19 protein-coding genes are annotated in these 18,617 nt (G+C 71.4%); 12 read left to right on the forward strand and 7 right to left on the reverse strand.

Annotated elements, in window-relative coordinates; translation table 11 throughout:
• Window positions 1-49: 49 nt before the first annotated feature.
• The 6 genes from O7605_RS07025 to O7605_RS07050 all read left to right on the forward strand — a co-directional run bounded on the left by O7605_RS07025 (window position 50) and on the right by O7605_RS07050 (window position 6,883).
• Entirely contained in the window at window positions 50-814 is a 765-nt protein-coding gene (locus O7605_RS07025) for a maleylpyruvate isomerase family mycothiol-dependent enzyme (protein WP_269738413.1), read from the forward strand.
• Between the two features lie 176 nt (window positions 815-990).
• A complete protein-coding gene (locus O7605_RS07030; RefSeq protein ID WP_269738414.1) occupies window positions 991-2,298 on the forward strand; it encodes an ABC transporter substrate-binding protein in 1,308 nt (435 codons plus the stop codon).
• A 113-nt stretch (window positions 2,299-2,411) separates the two neighbouring features.
• Window positions 2,412-3,419 (forward strand): carbohydrate ABC transporter permease, encoded by a 1,008-nt coding sequence (locus tag O7605_RS07035; protein ID WP_269738415.1) that lies wholly within the window; start codon window positions 2,412-2,414, stop codon window positions 3,417-3,419.
• Between the two features lie 236 nt (window positions 3,420-3,655).
• Complete coding sequence (locus O7605_RS07040; RefSeq protein ID WP_269738416.1) at window positions 3,656-4,489, forward strand: carbohydrate ABC transporter permease; 834 nt, start codon at window positions 3,656-3,658, stop codon at window positions 4,487-4,489.
• Window positions 4,486-5,856 (forward strand): GH1 family beta-glucosidase, encoded by a 1,371-nt coding sequence (locus O7605_RS07045; protein ID WP_269738417.1) that lies wholly within the window; start codon window positions 4,486-4,488, stop codon window positions 5,854-5,856. The genes O7605_RS07040 and O7605_RS07045 overlap by 4 nt, the downstream gene beginning before the upstream one ends.
• A 19-nt stretch (window positions 5,857-5,875) precedes the next feature.
• Complete coding sequence (locus O7605_RS07050) at window positions 5,876-6,883, forward strand: LacI family DNA-binding transcriptional regulator (protein ID WP_269738418.1); 1,008 nt, start codon at window positions 5,876-5,878, stop codon at window positions 6,881-6,883.
• Between the two features lie 71 nt (window positions 6,884-6,954).
• Here O7605_RS07050 and O7605_RS07055 read toward each other — a convergent pair whose 3' ends face one another.
• On the reverse strand, window positions 6,955-7,908 hold the full coding sequence (locus O7605_RS07055) for an endonuclease domain-containing protein (protein ID WP_269738419.1): 954 nt from the start codon (window positions 7,906-7,908) through the stop codon (window positions 6,955-6,957).
• Window positions 7,909-8,050: 142 nt separating this feature from the next.
• Between O7605_RS07055 and O7605_RS07060 the strand changes: the two genes are divergently transcribed.
• Window positions 8,051-8,953, forward strand: coding sequence for a GNAT family N-acetyltransferase (locus O7605_RS07060; RefSeq protein WP_269738742.1), 903 nt, complete (start codon window positions 8,051-8,053; stop codon window positions 8,951-8,953).
• Window positions 8,954-9,010: 57 nt separating this feature from the next.
• On the opposite strand, the gene O7605_RS07065 is transcribed toward O7605_RS07060, so the two are convergent.
• The gene (locus tag O7605_RS07065; RefSeq protein WP_443083881.1) at window positions 9,011-9,832 is read right to left on the reverse strand and encodes an EI24 domain-containing protein; all 822 of its coding nucleotides are present in this window, start codon (window positions 9,830-9,832) and stop codon (window positions 9,011-9,013) included.
• A 130-nt stretch (window positions 9,833-9,962) separates the two neighbouring features.
• Between O7605_RS07065 and O7605_RS07070 the strand changes: the two genes are divergently transcribed.
• Genes O7605_RS07070 through O7605_RS07090 form a run of 5 tightly spaced genes read left to right on the forward strand, consistent with a single transcriptional unit; the run spans window position 9,963 to window position 14,610 of the window.
• A complete protein-coding gene (locus O7605_RS07070; RefSeq protein WP_269738743.1) occupies window positions 9,963-10,871 on the forward strand; it encodes an ABC transporter ATP-binding protein in 909 nt (302 codons plus the stop codon).
• Window positions 10,872-10,881: 10 nt separating this feature from the next.
• Window positions 10,882-11,616, forward strand: a complete 735-nt coding sequence (locus tag O7605_RS07075; RefSeq protein ID WP_269738421.1) for an ABC transporter permease — start codon at window positions 10,882-10,884, stop codon at window positions 11,614-11,616.
• 4 nt (window positions 11,617-11,620) lie between these two features.
• Window positions 11,621-12,946: a sensor histidine kinase gene (locus tag O7605_RS07080; protein WP_269738422.1), complete on the forward strand. Its 1,326-nt coding sequence runs from the start codon at window positions 11,621-11,623 to the stop codon at window positions 12,944-12,946.
• Window positions 12,943-13,593, forward strand: coding sequence for a response regulator (locus tag O7605_RS07085; protein ID WP_269738423.1), 651 nt, complete (start codon window positions 12,943-12,945; stop codon window positions 13,591-13,593). Before O7605_RS07080 ends, O7605_RS07085 begins: the two co-directional genes overlap by 4 nt.
• Window positions 13,594-13,599: 6 nt before the next feature.
• Window positions 13,600-14,610: a helix-turn-helix transcriptional regulator gene (locus O7605_RS07090; protein ID WP_269738424.1), complete on the forward strand. Its 1,011-nt coding sequence runs from the start codon at window positions 13,600-13,602 to the stop codon at window positions 14,608-14,610.
• Window positions 14,611-14,655: 45 nt separating this feature from the next.
• On the opposite strand, the gene O7605_RS07095 is transcribed toward O7605_RS07090, so the two are convergent.
• From O7605_RS07095 to O7605_RS07115, 5 genes are all read right to left on the reverse strand, one after another.
• Complete coding sequence (locus tag O7605_RS07095; RefSeq protein ID WP_269738425.1) at window positions 14,656-15,570, reverse strand: SDR family oxidoreductase; 915 nt, start codon at window positions 15,568-15,570, stop codon at window positions 14,656-14,658.
• Between the two features lie 194 nt (window positions 15,571-15,764).
• The gene (locus O7605_RS07100; RefSeq protein WP_269738426.1) at window positions 15,765-16,652 is read right to left on the reverse strand and encodes an alpha/beta fold hydrolase; all 888 of its coding nucleotides are present in this window, start codon (window positions 16,650-16,652) and stop codon (window positions 15,765-15,767) included.
• Window positions 16,649-16,963 (reverse strand): DUF2516 family protein, encoded by a 315-nt coding sequence (locus O7605_RS07105; protein ID WP_164448510.1) that lies wholly within the window; start codon window positions 16,961-16,963, stop codon window positions 16,649-16,651. The genes O7605_RS07100 and O7605_RS07105 overlap by 4 nt, the downstream gene beginning before the upstream one ends.
• Window positions 16,964-17,033: 70 nt before the next feature.
• Window positions 17,034-17,861, reverse strand: a complete 828-nt coding sequence (locus O7605_RS07110) for a hypothetical protein (protein ID WP_269738427.1) — start codon at window positions 17,859-17,861, stop codon at window positions 17,034-17,036.
• Between the two features lie 2 nt (window positions 17,862-17,863).
• Window positions 17,864-18,511: a helix-turn-helix domain-containing protein gene (locus O7605_RS07115; RefSeq protein ID WP_269738428.1), complete on the reverse strand. Its 648-nt coding sequence runs from the start codon at window positions 18,509-18,511 to the stop codon at window positions 17,864-17,866.
• Between the last annotated feature and the right edge of the window lie 106 nt (window positions 18,512-18,617).

An 18,617-nucleotide genomic window follows, 5' to 3' on the forward strand; every position in this document is an offset into this window, starting at 1 on the left:
GGTAGCCGTGGCACCCACTGGTGGCCCGGTCACCCCCGGGAGGATGGCGATGAGCAGATTGCACGGCAGCAAGGATTTCTGGATCGGCGCACTGCGGGCGGAGGGCCCGGCGTTCGCCGCCGCGGTGGCCGAGGCGCCGCCCGAGACACCCGTGCTGTCCTGCCCCGGTTGGACCGTGACCGACCTGACCCGTCATCTCGCCGGCATCTACCGGTGGGTGCACGGCGTGGCCGGTTCGGGCGATTCGACGACACCGCAGCACAGCCGGGCGCAGCCGGTCGAGCCGGCGGCGGGCGTCACCGCCGTGCAGCAGTGGCAGCAGGCGTACGACGAGCTGATGGCGCTCTTCGAGACCCTCGATCCGGAGGCACCGGCGTGGAACTGGGCCCCCCAGCCGAAGAAGGCCGGCTTCTGGCCGCGCCGGATGGCCCACGAGACGGCGGTGCACCGCTGGGACGCCCAACTCGCCATCGCCGCGGGTGAGCCGATCGAGGCCAAGCTCGCGGCCGACGGGGTGAGCGAGGTGCTGGACACCTGGTTGCCGGCGGGCCGGCGCCGGCAGGGCGGCCCGTGGGCGGGCGTGGTCCGGTTGACCGCCACCGACGCCGACCACGAGTGGTATCTGCGGCTGCGCGGCGAGGGGGTCGCCCTGCTCGACACCGGCACCATCCTCGACCACGACGACCACCACGCCCGGGTACAGGTCACCGGCACCGCCAGCGATCTGCTGCTGGCGCTCTGGGGACGGGTCAGCTTCGACACCCTGACCGTCGCGGGCGACCGCACCCTGCTCGACGGGGTCCGCACCGGCTGATCAGTACCTCCGCCCTGACGAGCGACCCTCCGGTGCGACGAGGGTCGCTCGTGGCCATTCTGTGACCCCTCGCGAGAGAGCGCTCTCTTGACACCGGTCCCGGGCGGACCGCAGGCTACGTGAGAGCGCTCTCAGAGCCCTTCCACCACCACCCGACCTGAGAGGGGTCACCAGAAATGGGCACATTCCCGCGTCACCGCCTCGCGGCGGTCGCTCTGGCCGCCACCGGCGTCCTGCTCGTCGCCGGCGGCTGCGGCGGCGGCGACGAGGCCGCCGGCGACGGCACCATAACGCTCACCGTCGACGTCTTCGGACAGTTCGGCTACGAGCAGCTCTACCAGCAGTACATGGACGCCAACCCGAACATCAAGATCGTCGAGCGGGGCACCGGCGGCAACCTCGACGAGTACTCGCCGAAGCTGACCCAGTGGCTCGCCGCGGGCAAGGGCGCCGGCGACGTCGTGGCCATCGAAGAGGGCCTGATGGTCGAGTACAAGGCCAACCCGGACAACTTCGTGAACCTGCTCGACCACGGCACCGCCGACCTCAAGGGCAACTTCCTGGAGTGGAAGTGGAACCAGGGGCTCACCGCCGACGGCCAGAAGCTGATCGGACTCGGCACCGACGTCGGCGGCATGGCGATGTGCTACCGCACCGACCTCTTCGAGAAGGCTGGCCTGCCGACCGACCGGGAGCAGGTCTCCGCGCTCTGGCCGACCTGGGAGGACTACATCGCCACCGGCGAGAAGTTCAAGGCCGCCGACACCGGCGCCTCGTTCCTGGACGCGGCCACCAACACCTTCAACACGATCGTGCTCCAGACCGCCGGCAACGCGCAGGGCTACCACTACTACGACACCAGCGACAACCTGGTGGTGGACACCAACCCGGCGGTGAAGCAGGCCTGGGACATCACGATGAACATCGTCAACGCGGGCCTGTCCGGCAAGTACGGCTCCTGGTCGGAGGAGTGGGTCTCCGCCTTCAAGCAGGCCAAGTTCGCCACCATCGCCTGCCCCGCCTGGATGACCGGTGTCATCGAGGGCAACGCCGGGCCGGAGGCCAAGGGCAAGTGGGACATCGCCCGGGTGCCGGGCAACGGCGGCAACTGGGGCGGCTCGCACCTGGCCGTACCGCAGCAGAGCAAGCACAAGGACGAGGCGGTCAAGCTGGTCAAGTTCCTGACCAGCGCCGAGGGGCACATCGGCGCCTTCAAGGCCAAGGGTCCGCTGCCGTCCTCGCCGCAGGCGCTTGACGACCCGGCCATCACCGAGGCCACCAACGCGTACTTCTCCGACGCGCCGGTCGGCAAGATCTTCGGCGAGGGCGCGAAGACGCTGAAGCCGGTCTACATGGGGCCGAAGAACCAGGCCGTCCGCACCGAGGTGGAGAACGCGGTCCGCACCGTCGAGCTGGGCCAGCGCACCCCCGAGCAGGGCTGGCAGGACGCGGTCGACAACGCCAAGAAGGCCGCCGCCAAGTAACCGGCCCGAGACCCCATCCCCGCCGCCGGTCCAGGCTCCGCCGCGATGCGCAGACATCCGCGGCTCCCCCTGGACCGGCGCGGGGCGGGGGTGTGGAAAGGAGTCAACGGGTCATGGCGTTGCAGCTCGACGCACGACCGCCGGCCACACCGGCGCCGCGTGGCACCCGCCCGTCCCGGGCCGGCCGGCTCAGCCGGATCGACGCGAAGTACTCGCCCTACCTCTACATCGCCCCGTTCTTCGTGATCTTCGCGATCTTCGGGGCCTGGCCGCTGGCGTACACCTTCTGGGTCTCCCTGCACGACTGGGACCTGCTGGGCAGCAATCCCACCTTCGTGGGCGCGGACAACTACACCCGGCTGCTGGCGGACAGCGACTTCTGGCACTCGGTGGTCAACACCCTCGGCATCTTCGTCCTCAGCACCCTCCCGCAACTGCTCGCCGCGCTCTGGCTGGCGAACCTGCTCAACCGCCAGCTGCGGATGCGTACGGGTTGGCGGATGGCGGTGCTGGTGCCCAACGTCACGTCCACGGCCGCCGTGGCGATCGTGTTCGGGGTGCTGTTCGGCCGCGAGTTCGGCATGGTCAACTGGCTGCTCGATCTGGTCGGCGTCGACGGCATCGAGTGGAAGTCCAACCGGTTCGCCTCCTGGGTGGCCATCTCGACGATGGTCGACTGGCGCTGGACCGGTTACAACGCGCTGATCTTCCTGGCCGCCATGCAGGCCATTCCCCGTGATCTGTACGAGGCGGCGGCGATCGACGGCGCGAACCGGGCCCGGCAGTTCTGGACCATCACCGTGCCGCTGCTCAAGCCCACGATCATCTTCTGCGTCATCATCTCCACGATCGGCGGGCTGCAACTGTTCACCGAGCCCCGGCTGTTCCACTCCGGCACCAACGCGATCCGGGGTGGGCCGATGCGCGAGTCGCAGACGATGACCATGTACATGTTCGAGAACGCCTTCGCGCCCTACTACAACTTCGGCTACGGGTCCGCGGTCGCCTGGCTGCTCTTCGCCCTGATCGCCATCGTCGCGGCGATCAACGTACTGATCATCCGCCGGCTCGGTGCCGGCGCCCGGCCGGACACCGGCAAGCGGAAGGGAGTTTCGCGGTGAGCGAGCGCAGCGAGCGAGTCATTCAACGCGGTGCCGTGGTGGCTCATCGTGACGCCGAGCGCAGCGAGGTGGCGCGATGAGCGAGCGCAGCGAGCGAGTCATTCAGCGCAGTGCCGTGGTGACTCATCGTGACGCCGAGCGCAGCGAGGTGGCGCGATGAGCGAGCGCAGCGAGCGAGTCATTCAGCGCAGTGCCGTGGTGACTCATCGTGACGCCGAGCGCAGCGAGGTGGCGCGATGAGCAGGTTGTGGCGGGCGAGCCCGCTGACGTACTTCGCACTCGTCGCCGCCGGCGTCCTGTCGGTCTTCCCGATCTACTGGATGTTCGTGGTGGCCAGCCGGTCCAGCGACGCGATGGGCCAACTGCCACCGCCGGTGACACCCGGCGGCAACCTGGGCGCGAACATCTCCCGGCTGTTCGCCAACACCGACGCCTACTTCCTGACCGGCCTGATCAATTCGGCGATCGTCGCGGTCACGGTCACCGTCTCGGTGGTGTTCTTCTCGACCCTCGCCGGGTTCGCCTTCGCCAAGTTGCGGTTCCGGGGCAGCAGCGCACTGCTGATGATCATCATTGCCACCATGATGGTGCCCACCCAACTGGGCGTCATTCCGTTGTACATCCTGATGACGAAGCTGAACCTGAACGACCGACTACCGGCCGTGATCATGCCCGCCCTGGTCACCGGTTTCGGGGTGTTCATGATGCGGCAGTACGCCGGGCAGGCGGTCAGCAGTGAGCTGATCGAGGCTGCCCGGGTGGACGGTTGCGGCACCGCCCGCATCTACTGGAACGTGGTGGTGCCGGCACTGCGGCCGGCTGCCGCCGTCCTCGGCCTGCTCACCTTCATGACCACCTGGAACGACTTCCTCTGGCCGTACGCGGTGCTCAACGACCCGGAGAATCCCACCGTGCAGCTATCGTTGCGAGCCCTGTCTGACGGCTACTACCAGGACATGTCCCAGGTCTTCACCGGCACGGCCATCGCCACGCTGCCCCTGCTGCTGGTATTCGTCCTGTTCGGCCGCCAGATCATCGGCGGGATCATGGAAGGTGCGGTCAAGGCGTGACTGAGTTGAGATTCCCGGACAACTTTCTCTGGGGTGCGGCCACCGCGGCGTACCAGATCGAGGGGGCGGTCCGCGACGACGGGCGCGGCGCGTCGATCTGGGACACCTTCAGCCGTACGCCGGGCAAGGTGCACGCCGGCCACACCGGTGACGTCGCCTGCGACCACTACCACCGGTACGCCGACGACGTCGCGCTGATGGCGGAGCTGGGGTTGCAGGCGTACCGGTTCTCGGTGTCCTGGCCCCGCATCCAGCCCGACGGCAGCGGCCCGGTCAACCCACGTGGCCTGGACTTCTACGACCGGCTGACGGACGCGCTGCTGGGCCGGGGCATCGACCCGATCGTCACGCTCTACCACTGGGACCTGCCGCAGACGTTGCAGGACCGGGGCGGTTGGACCAGCCGGGAGACCGCCGAGCACTTCGCCACCTACGCCAGCGCCGTGTACGCCCGCCTGGGTGACCGGGTCGGCACCTGGACCACGCTCAACGAGCCGTGGTGCTCGGCGTACCTCGGCTACGGCAACGGCGTGCACGCCCCCGGCGTGCAGGACCCGGGCGCGGCCTTCAGCGCCGTACACCACCTGCTGCTGGCGCACGGCCTGGCGACCCAGGCGTTGCGCGCGGGCGGTGCCGGCCGGATCGGCGTCACGCTCAATCCCGCCGACGTGTGTCCGGCCGATCCCAACAGTGCCGCCGACGCCGCCGCCGCACGCCTGGTCGACGGTCTGCACAACCGGATCTTCCTCGATCCGCTGCTGGTCGGCGGATACCCGGACGACGTCCGCGAGCACGTCGCACGGTTCGTCGAACCCACCTTCGTCCGGGACGAGGACGAAAAGATCATCGCGGCGCCGATCGACCTGCTCGGGATCAACTACTACGCGCCGACCTACGTCGCCGGCCGGCCGGACGGTGCCGGCGGTGGCGGGGCGTACCCCGGAACCGAGGGCCAGGTGCAGTTCCTGGCACCGGTCGGACCGCTCACCGACATGGGTTGGATGATCGAGCCGGCCGGACTGACCCGGCTGCTGGAACGCATCGCCACCGACTACCCGGCGGTGCCGCTGCTGATCACCGAGAACGGGGCGGCGTTCCCGGACAAGACCGCCGACCCGACGACCCCGCTCCAGGACGCGGACCGGATCGCCTACCTCGACGGCCACCTGCGGGCCGCGCACGAGGCCATCGCCCGGGGCGTCGACCTGCGCGGCTATCTCGTATGGTCATTGCTTGACAACTTCGAGTGGGCCGAGGGGTACCGTAAGCGATTCGGCATCGTGCACGTCGACTACCTCACTCAGCGGCGTACACCGAAGTCCAGCGCCCGGTGGTACCAGGAGGTGATCTCCCGGAACGGGCTGTGACGAGGTGGTGGTTTCTCCGATGACGGGGGCGCAGCGGCCCACTCTGGAGGCGGTGGCACGACGGGCCGGTGTGTCCCGGGCCACCGTCTCCCGGGTGGTCAACGGCTCGACCACGGTCGCCGAACCGATCCAGGAGGCGGTCCGCCAGGCGGTCGCCGAGCTGGGGTACGTGCCGAACCTGGCCGCACGCACGCTGGTCACCCAGCGGACCGACTCGATCGCCCTGGTGATGCCGGAGGAGGCCACCCGGGTCTTCTCCGACGACCAGGTGTTCCCGGGGATCATCCGCGGCGCCGCCCAGGAGTTGGAGGCCGCCGACAAGCAGCTGGTCCTGATGCTGGCCGGGTCGCCGGCCGGGCATGAACGAGTCGCCCGGTACACCACCGGTCGGCACGTCGACGGGGTGCTGTTCGCCTCGCTGCACGGAGCCGATCCGCTGCCCGCCCGGCTGGCCGCACTGGGCATCCCGGTGGTGTGCAGCGGCCGACCGCTCGACGGGGCGGAGGTGCCGTACATCGACGTCGACCAGGTCGGCGGGGTCACCCGCGCGGTACGGCACCTGATCGACAGCGGCCGACGGCGCATCGCCACCATCGCCGGCCCGCAGGACATGGTCGCCGGCATCGAGCGGCTGACCGGGTACCGGGACACCGTCGCCGCCGCCGGGCTGCCCGAGATGGTGGCGGTCGGCGACTTCACCCGTGAGTCCGGCGCGGCGGCGATGCGCGAACTGCTCGCCGCCCACCCCGACCTGGACGCCGTCTTCGCCGCGTCGGACCTGATGGCGCACGCCGCCCTGCGTACGCTGCGCGAGGCGGGACGGCGGGTGCCCGAGGACGTCGCGGTGATCGGCTTCGACGACATCGAGACCGCCGCGTACACCGATCCGCCGTTGACCACCGTTCGGCAGCCGATAGTCGAGCTGGGCCGGCAGGGCACCCGACTGCTGCTCCGCCTCGCCGCCGGCGAACAGGTCGAACCGGCACTCATCCTGCCCACCGAGCTGATCATCCGCGACTCCGCCTGATTCCGCCGACGGTGGTGCGCGGCACATGGGTACGTTTCTTGTCGCCCCAGCGACAAGAAACGTACCCACGCTCAGCCTCGCCAGCCAGCGGCGGTCAGGGCGGCGCGGAGTTGGGCGGCGACATCGTCGAGGCGGTGGCGGACGTCGAAGGCGGTGAACCGGAGGATGCGGTCGCCGTCGATCCAGATCCGGTTCTGTCGACGCAGGTCCGCCGCCCAGTGCCGGGCGTCCATATGGTGCGCGCCGTCGACCTCCACGTGCAGCCGCCACTGTGGCCAGTAGGCGTCCAGGTAGCGGATCCGTCCGTCGGCGTCCCGGCGTCGCTGCTGCCCGGTCGGTGCCGGGAGACCGTGGCGCCGGCAGAGCCGTATCAGGTCGATCTCGGAGAGCGCCTCGGCGCCACCGGTGATGTCCTGCAACGTCTGTCGGATCAGGACGCGTCGCCGGGCCTGGGGCAATCGGGCGAGAACCGCGGTCATCTCCGCCGGGGCCGCCCGCCGCTGCTGGCAGCCGGCAGCGAGAATCTGTTGCGCTTCGGCGTCGGTACGCGCCCACTGCGCCGCGTCGACCAGCGACCGGGCCATCGACGTGCGGTCGGGCCGACCACGCTGCCGGTCCTCGGCCGGTAACTGCCGGGCCCGGCGTACCCGGGCCGCAGGCAGGCCGAGCGGCAGTCGACGCAGCAGGTCTGCCCGGCGTCGGTGATGCGGGACCAGCACGTCGACGGTCTCGTGGCGCCAGTTGCCGCGTAGCCCGCCCGCTGTCGCCGCCGCCAGCCCGGCCAGCACCGCTCCCGGACCGGCCGCCAAGACCGCCACCCACCAGTGCTGTTCTCGACGGTACGGCTCATCGGTCGAGGCGGCCCGCAGGATTCCCCGACACACCCTGGTCCACCGCCCTGTCGCCAGCAGGTGCCGGACCTTCGCCGGGGACAGTTCGGCGGTCGCCTGCGACCAGCTGACGATCCCCGACTGCTCGAACAGCAACCACCGCAACGCTTCGGCGTCGTCCCCAGGTATCCGCATCCATCGATTGAACCCGAAGTTGGGTACGTTTCTTGTCGCCCCAGCGACAAGAAACGTACCCACCGTCCGGTGCCGGGGGGCGGAAAAGCGGGCGCGGGGTCGGTCGGGCTTGGCTAGCCTGCCGCGCATGCCTGAACCGTCCGTGCTGATCCGTGCCGCACAGCCCGACGACGCTCCAGCAGTGGTGGCGCTGCGGAGGCTCGTGTTTCCCTTTCTGGTGCGGGGCGTCGCGTCCACCCGGCAGTTGATCGCCGCCCCGCCTCCGGGTCTGCACTGGACCGGCTTCGTCGCCGAGGTCGACAGGCACATCGTGGGCTGGGTGTGCGCGTCCCGCAACGAGCACACCGCCGAGGCTGTCGGGGAGGTGTCGCTGCTGCACGTACACCCCGACCACCGGCGCCGCGGGATCGGCGGCGCGCTGCTGGCCGAGGCGGTGACGCACCTCGCCCCGCTCGGCCTGACCCGGCTGCACGGGCGCGCGCTGCCCGAGGCGCTGCCGTTCGTCCGCCGGCACGGCTTCACCCCGAGTCGCCAGGAGCACTTTTCAGCCCTGGACCTGCACATGCTGCCGCCGCTGCCGACCGGATCCGACGGCGTCCGACTGGTCCCACTGACCGACGTCGACCCTCGTCGTGTGCACCGGGTGGACGTGCTGGCCAGTGCCGACGAGCCGGGCGACGTCGTGTCCGGCGCGATCGGCTATGCCGACTGGCTCGCCACCACCTGGGACAACGTCGGGCTGGACCGGGAGGCCAGCACGGGTGCCGAGGTCGACGGCGAGTTGGTGGCGATCAGCCTGGTGAAGCGGGACGGCGGGCGGATGTGGTCGGACTACACCGGCACCGTGCCGCAGCACCGGGGACGCGGGTTGGCCGGGCTGGTGAAGCTGGCCGCGCTGCACCGGGCGGCGGCGCGCGGCGTCACCGTCGCGTACACCGGGAACGACGCGGCGAACGCGCCGATGCTGGCGGTCAACGACCGGCTCGGCTACCGACGGGTGGCCAGCCAGTGGTCCTGCGTACGCGAGCTGCGCCCCGGCGGCTAACCCTCCGCGTACACCCGCTCGGCGGTGATGTCCCCCTCGACCAGTGCGATGTCCATGTCAGCCCTCCGTGATGGGTTGGCCGAGCGAGCGGCGGGCCAGCAGGGTGGCACCGGCCACCGCGGCCGGCATCAGCAGTACCGCGCCGAGCGGGATCAGGAAACAGACGAAGACCGCGACCCCGAAGCCGAGTGCGGTGGGGCGGTCCGCCTTCAGCGCGGCGCGCCGGTGCGGCAGTCGCTTGCCGCGCCGGGAGAAGGGCGCGCCGGTCAGTTCCACGGCGAGCAGCCAGCCGCCCACCGCCGCGCCGATGACCGGCACCACGGTCTGGCCGACAAGCGGAATGAAGCCGGCGGCGAACAACGGCACCCCGAACAGCGCCGCCAGGGCGACCAGGCGGAGCGAGTCGACGGCGCTACGCCGCAGCGACGGCCAGAACGGCACCTCGACCGCGTCCGGCGTGCCTCCGTAGCGTCGCTCCACCCGCTCCGAGATCTTCTCGTAGAACGGATCGCCGATGACCAGGGTGACCGCCGTGAAGGTGAGGACGGTGAGCAGGCCACCGAGACCGAGGAAGGCCAGCCCGGCGACCACCCGGACCGCGCTACGCGGCGTCGTCGCCCAGTCGTCGGCGAACGGAGTGGCCGCGGCGGCCAGGTCGTCGACGAAGAAGACCAGGAGAGCGTACGCGGACAGGAAGACCGCCCCGGAGATCAGCGCCGGGACGACGCCGAGCAGCATCAGACCTGGGCTGCGTACGTACAGGCCGACGCCTCGCAGCAGCAGCGTGGCCCCGCCGAGGAAGCGGCGACCGGCGCCAACGGCGGTGGAGGGAAGCTCGGATGCGTGCACGCCCAGGAGCGTAGTCACTCGTCGGCGCATCCACCGGTTGACGGACCGCCGGTATCAACCGGAGCCGATCAAGATCACCTCCAGCCGGTCGATTCGTCGCCGGCCTGCTCTCGCGACCCTTGAGTCGTACCCGAGAACCCGACGGCGAGAGGCGGTGACCATGCCGGTCATCGAGGTGACGGACCTGCACAAGCGGTACGGCGAGACGGTGGCGGTGGCGGGCGTGTCCTTCGACGTCGAGGCCGGCGAGATCTTCGGCGTACTCGGACCGAACGGCGCCGGCAAGACCACCACTGTGGAGTGCGTCGCCGGGTTACGCGTCCCAGACGGGGGCGGGGTGTCGGTCCTCGGGCTCGACCCCCGCCGGGACGCGACCCGGCTGCGCCAGCAGGTAGGGGTGCAGCTTCAGGAGAGCCAACTGCCCGACCGGCTCCGGGTCGCTGAGGCGTTGGCGCTCTACGCCTCGTTCTACCGCGACCCCGCAGACCCGGCGCAGCTCATCGACGAGCTGGGCCTCGACAGTAAGCGGAACACCCCGTACGACAAGCTCTCCGGCGGCCAGAAGCAGCGGCTGTCCATCGCGCTGGCGCTCGTCGGCAACCCGCGGATCGCGATCCTGGACGAGCTGACCACCGGGCTGGATCCGCAGGCCCGCCGGGACACCTGGGATCTGATCGAGCGGGTCCGGGACCGCGGCGTGACCATCCTGCTGGTCACCCATTTCATGGAGGAGGCCGAGCGGCTCTGCGACCGCCTGGCCGTGATCGACAAGGGGCGGGTGGTGGCCCTGGACACCCCGGCCGGTCTGGTCTCGGCAGCGGTACCCGAGCAACGCATCCGGTTCCGGCCGTCCGCACCACTCGACGACCGGCTGCTGACCGACCTGCCGGAGGTCTCCGCGGTGACCCGCACCGGCAGTCAGACAGTGGTGACGGGTACCGACGGCATGCTGCACGCGGTCACCTCGGTGCTCGCCCGCCACCAGATCATCGCCGCCGACCTACGGCTGGAGCAGGCCACGCTCGACGACGCGTTCGTCGAGCTGACCGGGCGCCGGCTCGACGACTGAGGAGAACTCGATGCACGCCTTCGGCCAGATCCTCAAGACTGAGGCGAAGCTGCACCTGCGGGACATCCCGACGCTGGTGCTGACCGTCGCCCTGCCCACTCTGATCCTGGTGGTGCTCGGGCTGATACCCACGCTGCGCGAACCCAGTCCAGACCTCGACAACAAGTCCTTCATCGCGTACTTCACTCCGTCGCTGCTCGTGGTCACGCTGGCGATGGTCGCGGTGAACGCGTTGCCCGCAGTGCTGGCCACCTACCGGGAGCGCGGCATCCTCCGCCGGCTGGCCACCACACCGGCGAGTCCGCTGGCGCTGCTGGCCGCTCAGCTCGTGCTGGCCCTGGTGGGCATCCTGGCCAGCGCGGTGCTCCTGGCAGTGGTCGCCCGAGTCGCGTTCGGCATCCCGCTGCCGCAGCATCCGCTCGGGTTCGCGGCGGCGCTCGTCCTGGGTACGGGCGCACTGCTCGCGGTGGGGCTGCTGGTGGCGGCGGTCGCGCCCACCGCCAAGTCGGCCCAGGCCCTGGCGGTACCGGTGTTCATGCTGATCATGTTCTTCGGCGGCGTGTACCTGCCCCGGTTCCTGCTGCCCGGCTTCCTCGCGGACGTCGGCGCCTACACGCCACCCGGGGTCCAGGCGCTGCTCGACGCCTGGACCGGCACCGCACCGCACCCGCTGCACCTGGGGATAATGGCGGTCATCGCCGTGGCGGCCGGCGCCGCCGCGGCGAAGCTGTTCCGCTGGGAGTGAACGCATGGTGAGTGGGGACGGGACGAGCTGCGGCGGCGGGGACCTGACGGCCAGCCGCGACGACGCCCTGCCCGCCCACGACGACCGACTGACCAGCTGGCGGGCACGCGAGGCGCGGCTGCACCGCCTCCTGCCCTACGGCGGGCTGCTCGTCGGTTCGCTGCTCGCCGCCTTCGCACCGGCACCGCGCGGGCTGCCGATGCTGCCCACCCTGGTCGTCGCCGGGTTGACCGCCTGCTGGGTCACCTGGTTCGTCATCCTGTCTCCGCAGTTGCCGGAACGACGGGTGTCAATGTCCTTCTACTATGTCGGGCTGCTCGCCTTCGCCGCCGTCCTGGTGGTCGCGAGCCCGTGGTACGGCTTCTTCGCCTGGGTTGGATTTCTGCACGCCTTCCTCGTGCTGCACGGGCGGTGGCGATTCGTCGGCATGGCCGCGACCGCCGTGCTGGTCGCCACCGCGCAGGGCGGCGGCCTGCCGTCCTCCCGGTCACACTGGTCGCTGTGGCTGGTGTTGGTGCTTGTCAACCTGGGTCTGGCCGGCGCGGTGAGCTGGTTCAACCTCGTCGGCGAACGGGAGGAGGCGAAGCGCAAGCGGCTGGTGGCGGAGCTCGCCGCGGCCAACCGGCAACTCGCCGAGACGGTACGGGAGAACGAGGGGCTGCACGCCCAGCTCATCACCCAGGCCCGCGAGGCGGGTGTGCTGGACGAGCGGCAGCGGATGGCACAGGAGATCCACGACACGCTGGCGCAGGGGCTGACCGGCATCATCACCCAACTGGAGGCGGCCGAGCAGACCCGCGACCACTCGGCAGACTGGCGTCGGCACATCGACAATGCCCTGGCACTGGCCCGGGACAGCCTCACCGAAGCCCGCCGGTCGGTCCGGGCGTTGCGCCCCGAGCCACTGGAGACGGCCCGCCTTCCCGACGCGCTCTCCGAGCTGGGTGAGCGCTGGTCGGCCCTGCACGGGGTGGCGGCCGACGTCAACACGACAGGGACACCCCGGCCGCTGCACCCGGAGATCGAGGTGACATTGCTGCGGGCGGCGCAGGAGGCGTTGAGCAACGTGGCCCGGCACGCCGCCGCGTCCCGGGTCGGGCTGACCCTGTCGTACATGTCGGACGTCGTGACCCTGGACGTCCGGGACGACGGATCGGGATTCGACGTGGCCGACGGGCCGGCGACGCCGGACCAGGACGGAAGCTACGGTCTGACCGCGATGCGGCAGCGGGTGACCCGGGTCGGTGGCCAACTGGCGGTCGAGTCCGAGCCGGGTGGCGGCACCGCCGTCTCGGCCTCGGTACCGGCCCTGCCGGGAGCGGCCGCATGACCGAACCGGTACGCCTGCTCATCGTCGACGATCACCCGGTGGTGCGTGACGGGCTGCGCGGCATGTTCGCCGGCGACCCCGGGTTCGAGGTGGTCGGCGAGGCGGCGGACGGCGCCGAAGCGCTGACGGTGGCCGCCCGCAGCCGCCCCGACGTGGTGCTGATGGACCTGCGGATGCCGGGGATGGACGGGGTGACCGCGATCGGCCGCCTCGTCGCGACGGACAGCCCGGCGAAGGTGCTGGTACTCACCACCTACGACACCGACGCGGACGTGCTGCCGGCAATCGAGGCGGGCGCCACCGGCTACCTGCTCAAGGACGCGCCCCGCGACGAACTGGTCCGGGCGGTACGCGCCGCCGCCCGAGGGGAGTCGGTGCTCTCGCCGAGCGTGGCCGGCCGGCTGATGGGTCGCCTGCGCACGCCACGCCAGCCGGCCGGGGAACCGCTGAGCCAGCGCGAGTTGGAGGTGCTCACCCTGGTGGCCCGGGGCTCGTCGAACCGCGAGGCCGCCGCGCGCCTGTTCATCAGCGAGGCCACGGTGAAGACCCACCTGCTGCACGTCTACGCCAAGCTCGGGGTCAACGACCGGGCCGCCGCCGTCGCGGTCGCGTACGACCGGGGGTTGTTGACCCCCGGCGGACGGTGAGCGTCGGTGCGGGCGTCCCGGTTGCTCTCCCTGCTGCTGTTGCTGCAGGCCCGTGAGGTGCTGACGGCGGCGGAGCTGGCCCGCGAGCTGGAGGTGTCCGAGCGGACGGTCTACCGGGACGTACTGGCGCTCTCCGCCGCCGGCGTGCCGATCTACGCCGACCGGGGGCGGACCGGCGGTTACCGGCTGCTCGGCGGCTACCGGACCCGGCTGACCGGCATGACCCGGGACGAGGCCGAGGCCCTGTTCCTGGCCGGACTGCCCGGTCCGGCCGGTGACATGGGGTTGGCCGACGCGGTGGCGGCGGCGGAACTGAAGCTCCTCGCGGCGCTACCGCCGAGCCTGCGCGACGCCCCCGCACGCACCGGCCAGCGGTTCCACCTGGACGTGCCGGGCTGGTACCGCGAGACCGCACCGCCACGGTGGTTGGCCGAGCTGGCCGGCGCGGTCTGGCGGGACCGGGTGGTGACCCTGCGCTACCGGCGCGGGGAGCACGAGGTCACCCGCCGGGTCTGCCCCTACGGCCTGGTTCTCAAGAGCGGTACCTGGTATCTCGTCGGTCGGGTCGGCGACGAGGTGCGCACGTACCGGGTGGACCGGGTCACCGCGGTGGAGCCGCACGAGGAGGGCTTCGACCGGGAGCCCGGGTTCGACCTGGCCAGCCACTGGCGGGCGCAGGCCGAGGCGTTCCTGCGCGGCATGCTGCGGGCCGAGGTGACGATCCGGCTGAGCCCCGCCGGCCTGCGCCGACTCCGTCAGCTCGCCGAGATTCCGTTCGGGTACGAGGCGGCGGTCGCCGCCGCGGACGAACCCGACGGGCAGGGCTGGGTACGGACCCGCCTGCCCGTCGAGTCCGTCGACGTGGCCTACACCCAACTCCTGGCGCTCGGTCCGGAGGTGGAGGTGATCGAGCCGCCGGAGCTACGGTCGCGGCTGGCCGAGGCGGCGAGGCGAGCCGCCGCGCTGTACCATCCCGGCGACGACGGGTCTCCCGACCGGGCGGCGCCGGCCGGGTGAATGCCGACCGGGCCGCTCGGCCGGGCGGACGCCGGGGCGGGAGGATCAGCGATAGCCCGTGACGTCGGCGGGTCTGCCGGCGTCGACCACCTCGCTGATGTAGCGGAAGGCGTCCGGCTGGGAGCCGTCGACGTCGGTGAAGCCGTACACCTGGGCCAGTTCCCCGGCGGAGACGGACCGGCCGCTCCAGCGCGCCCGGTCCGGGTCGGCGGCGAGCGCGGCGACCGCCCGGCCGACGAACGCCGGGGTCTCCGAGATGAGGAAATGCGGGTCCTTGGCCGCGCCGTCGCGCCAGTTGGCCTCGGTGACGCCGAAGTGCTCGAGCATCGCCTCGGAGCGGATCCAGCCCGGGGTGAGCGCGACCGCCGTGGCTCCGTACGGCCTGAGTTCGTGGGCCCAGTCGAAGGCGAGCCGGTTGACCGAGGTCTTGGCCAGGTCGTAGAAGACCGAGAGCCGGTAGTTCTCGTCGTTGTACGCCTTCGTGCCGTCACCAATCTCGACCACCAGTCCGCCGCGGTGGCGGATCAGCAGCGGCAACGCGAAGTGACTGGTGATCACGTGCGTGTCGACGGCCAGCCGCAGGGTCCGGAAGCCGGCGTCGAGTGGCTGCTCCCACACCGGCTTCTCCCAGGTGATCAGCGGATCGGCCCCCCACACGTCGTTGACCAGCACGTCGAGCCGGCCCTGTTCGGCGTCGATCCGGGCGACCAGGTCCCGCACCTCGTCAGGCACCAGGTGGTCGACCCGCACCGGGATGCCGGTGCCCCCGGCCGCGGCGACCAGTTCGGCGGTCTCCTCGATGGTTTCCGGGCGGTCCAGTTCGGAGCGGCCCGCGCGGCTGCTGCGGCCGGTCGCGTACACGGTGGCCCCGGCGGCGCCGAGTTGCACGGCGATCTGCCGGCCGGCACCGCGGGTGGCCCCGGCGACCAGCGCCACCTTTCCGATCAGCGGTTTCGTCATGCGTCCCACGCTGCCAGCAATACCTGCCACCTGGTGGCAGGTATTCGCGCCGACGATTGTGACCCACGAGACGCGGCATGTCGGGCCTTCCGCGCGCCAGACGTCAGGACCTGCCGCATGGCGCGCCTCCCGCGCGCCGGATGCCGCGACATGCCGCGTCTCGCGGGCGCCCACGGCGGGGCGACCGGCGGCGGTCAGCCGTTGAGGAAGTCGCCGATGCGGCGGCGCAGGTCGGCGCGTTCCGTCCAGAGCACCCCGGGACGGTCGTAGCGGTGCAGGGTGGCCCGGGGCAGCACGGCGGCGAGTTGTTCGGCCACCTCCACCGGGTGCAGCTCATCGCCCTCGGCGGCGATGACAAGTGCCGGCGCGGACACCCGGGCGAGCACGCCGGCGTCGGGCAGCGGGGCCTGCTCCGGCAGTTCGACAAGCCCGGCGGCGAGGCCGTCGCGCAGCAGATGGTCCAACCGTTGCCGCAGGTAGGCCCAGCCGGCCGGAGTGTTGCGTACGGCCGGCGGCAGCTCGGTGGCGACAACTTCCGCCGCCGCCGAGGCGTCCCCGCTCTCCACCGCCGCCAACAGCTCGCTCAGCCGCGCACGGGCGAGCGGTCCGCGTGGCCGGTCCAGCGCGGCGGGCAGGAAGAAGACCAGCCGCTCGAACCGTTCCGGGCTCTCGGCGAGCAGCCGGCACAGCGCACCGGCCCCCAGGCTGGCCCCGAAGGCGCGGGTGGCGCCGCTGAGGTCGGCGATCGCCCGCAGATCGCGGGCCAGGTCCAGATAGCTCCACGGCCCGTCGGGCGCGTCGGAACGGCCATGGCCACGGAACTGGAAGAAGACCCGGCGACCGGTGACACCGCTGCCGAAGGGTCGGGTGGTGGCGATGCCGTTGGCCAGCCCGTGCGCGAAGACGGTGACCGGGTCACCGACGCCGGTGACCAGCCGCTCCAGTCGTACGCCGTGCGGGGTGGCGACCAGTTCGGTCTCCGGATCGGGCAACGGCGGCCGGCCGCTGCGCGGGGCACCCGGTCCGGGCCCCCAGGTGCGCGGTCCACCGTCCGGTGGTGGTGGCCAGCGGAAAGCTCTCACCAGGACCCTCTGTTGTCGCCCAGGTCGCGTAGCCCGACCCGGACGTCGAGCAGGTAGATCAGCGCCGCCGCCACCCCGATCAGCCCGAAGATGCTGAGGGTGGAGCGGGTGAGCAGGGTGAGCAGGAGAGTGACCGCCAGGATCGCGATCCAGCCGCCCTTCGGCAGGGTCCCGATGGCCGGGAACGCATCGGAACGTTGCGTCACGGCGTGCACGAGAGCCACCCCCTGCACGACAAGCGCGAAGACGAACAGGATCAGCTCGATCACGTAGCGGACGTCGAAGACGAAGATCGGCGCGGCGTTGGCCATGACGGCAAGCTTATGCCGGCGACCCCGGGTCCGTGGCGACAGGACGGTCCCGGGGTCACCGGCTGCCGACTCACTGGCTCCGCTTGGCACCCCGGGGAAGCTTCGCCGACGGGCTGTCGGTCCGCTTGGTGGCGGTCTGCCGGGTGGTCGACTTCGCCCGGGTGGTCTTCTTCGCGGCTGCCGGCTTGGCCTCCACGATCTCGGCCACCTCGGCCGGGCTCGGCACCTCGGCCGGTGCGGCGTCGGCCTGCTTGACGGCGGCCGGTGCGACGTCGGGCTGCTCGACAGCGGCCGGTGCGGTCTCCTCGGCGGGCGCGGCAGGCGCGGCGGCAACGCTGGCCTCGGTCGCCTCGATGTCGGTGTTCACCGTTTCGGCGACCTCCAGCACACCGGTGCCGACGACCCGCTCACCCCGCGCCACCAGCGCCCCGTACGCGGCCAGCGCCCGCTCCTGGGCGGCCTGGGCGCCGGCGACGACGACCGCGGCGTTACGGGTGGCCAGCTCGCGGAGCCGGTCCAGGTCGGCCGCCCCACGCAGCTTGTTCAGATCGGCCGTCTCCCGCAGCTTGTTCAGATCCGCCGCCTCGCGGAGCTTGGCCAGGTCGGCGTGCTCACGCAGCCGGTTCAGGTCGGCCGCCGGCGCGGCCTTCTGCCGCAGTGACTCGGCCGTCCGGTTGGCGTTGCGCAGCGTCTCGTTGGCCTTCTGGCGCAGCTCGAAGCCGGTGACGACGGCCTTGCCGCCGAGTTCGCTGACGACCCGGCCACCGTCGGCGACGGCCCGGTCACGCAGCTCACCGACCACGGTGGGCAGCCTGCGCAGCTGCTGCAGGGCCAGTTCACCGGCGCCGGCCGCGGCGTAGATCGGGGCAGGGATGCGGTTGGTCTTCGGCTGGGTCATGACTACTTCTCCTCCTGGACCGCGGTCGCGGCCTTGCGGACCACCTTGCGGGCGGCCTTCCTGGCTGGGGTGCTGTTCGGAGCGGGCGCGGAACCCGCCTCGGTCACGGCGACCGATTCGAGCACCGCCTCGGTCGGGGTGCCCGCCGCGGTGGTGGGCCCGGTCGCGGCCAGATTCGCCACGTCGGGGGCGGTGACGTCAGCCGCGTCGGAGACGCCGGCCTCGCCGCTCGCGGTGGAGCTGCCGGCCCGGCCGCCCGTCGTGGGAGCGTCGCCCTCGCCGGTCATCGTCGCGGTCGCCTCGGCCAGCCGCGAGTTCTCCCGGCGGAATGTCTCGTATATCTGGGTAAGGGACTGTTTCTGGGCCATCGTCAGGTCCGGGTCGACGGCGATGGCGGCCAGCACACCCTGGCCCTCCTTGTCGTCGAGCAGACCGGCCCGCAGGTACATCGCCGGGGTGGAGACCCGCAACGCGCTGGCGAGCTGCTGGAGCACCTCGGCACTGGGCCGGCGCAGGCCGCGCTCGATCTGGCTGAGGTAGGGGTTGCTGACCCCCGCCTGCTCGGCCAGTTGCCGGAGCGAAATCTTCGCGTTCCGCCGCAGGTCACGAATGAACCCGCCGACGTCGGGAAGGTCCTTGGGAGTGGCCATGACTCAACGCTAGCCCGCCCTGCTAACAGCTGCAAGCAAAGTGCTAGCCGGAGTTAGCGATGTCTCATCGCCGGCTTGCGGAGCCGCCACACCCGGTCGTACCGTC

This window comes from Verrucosispora sp. WMMA2121, assembly GCF_027460185.1.
Taxonomy (GTDB): Bacteria; Actinomycetota; Actinomycetes; order Mycobacteriales; family Micromonosporaceae; genus Micromonospora; species Micromonospora palythoicola.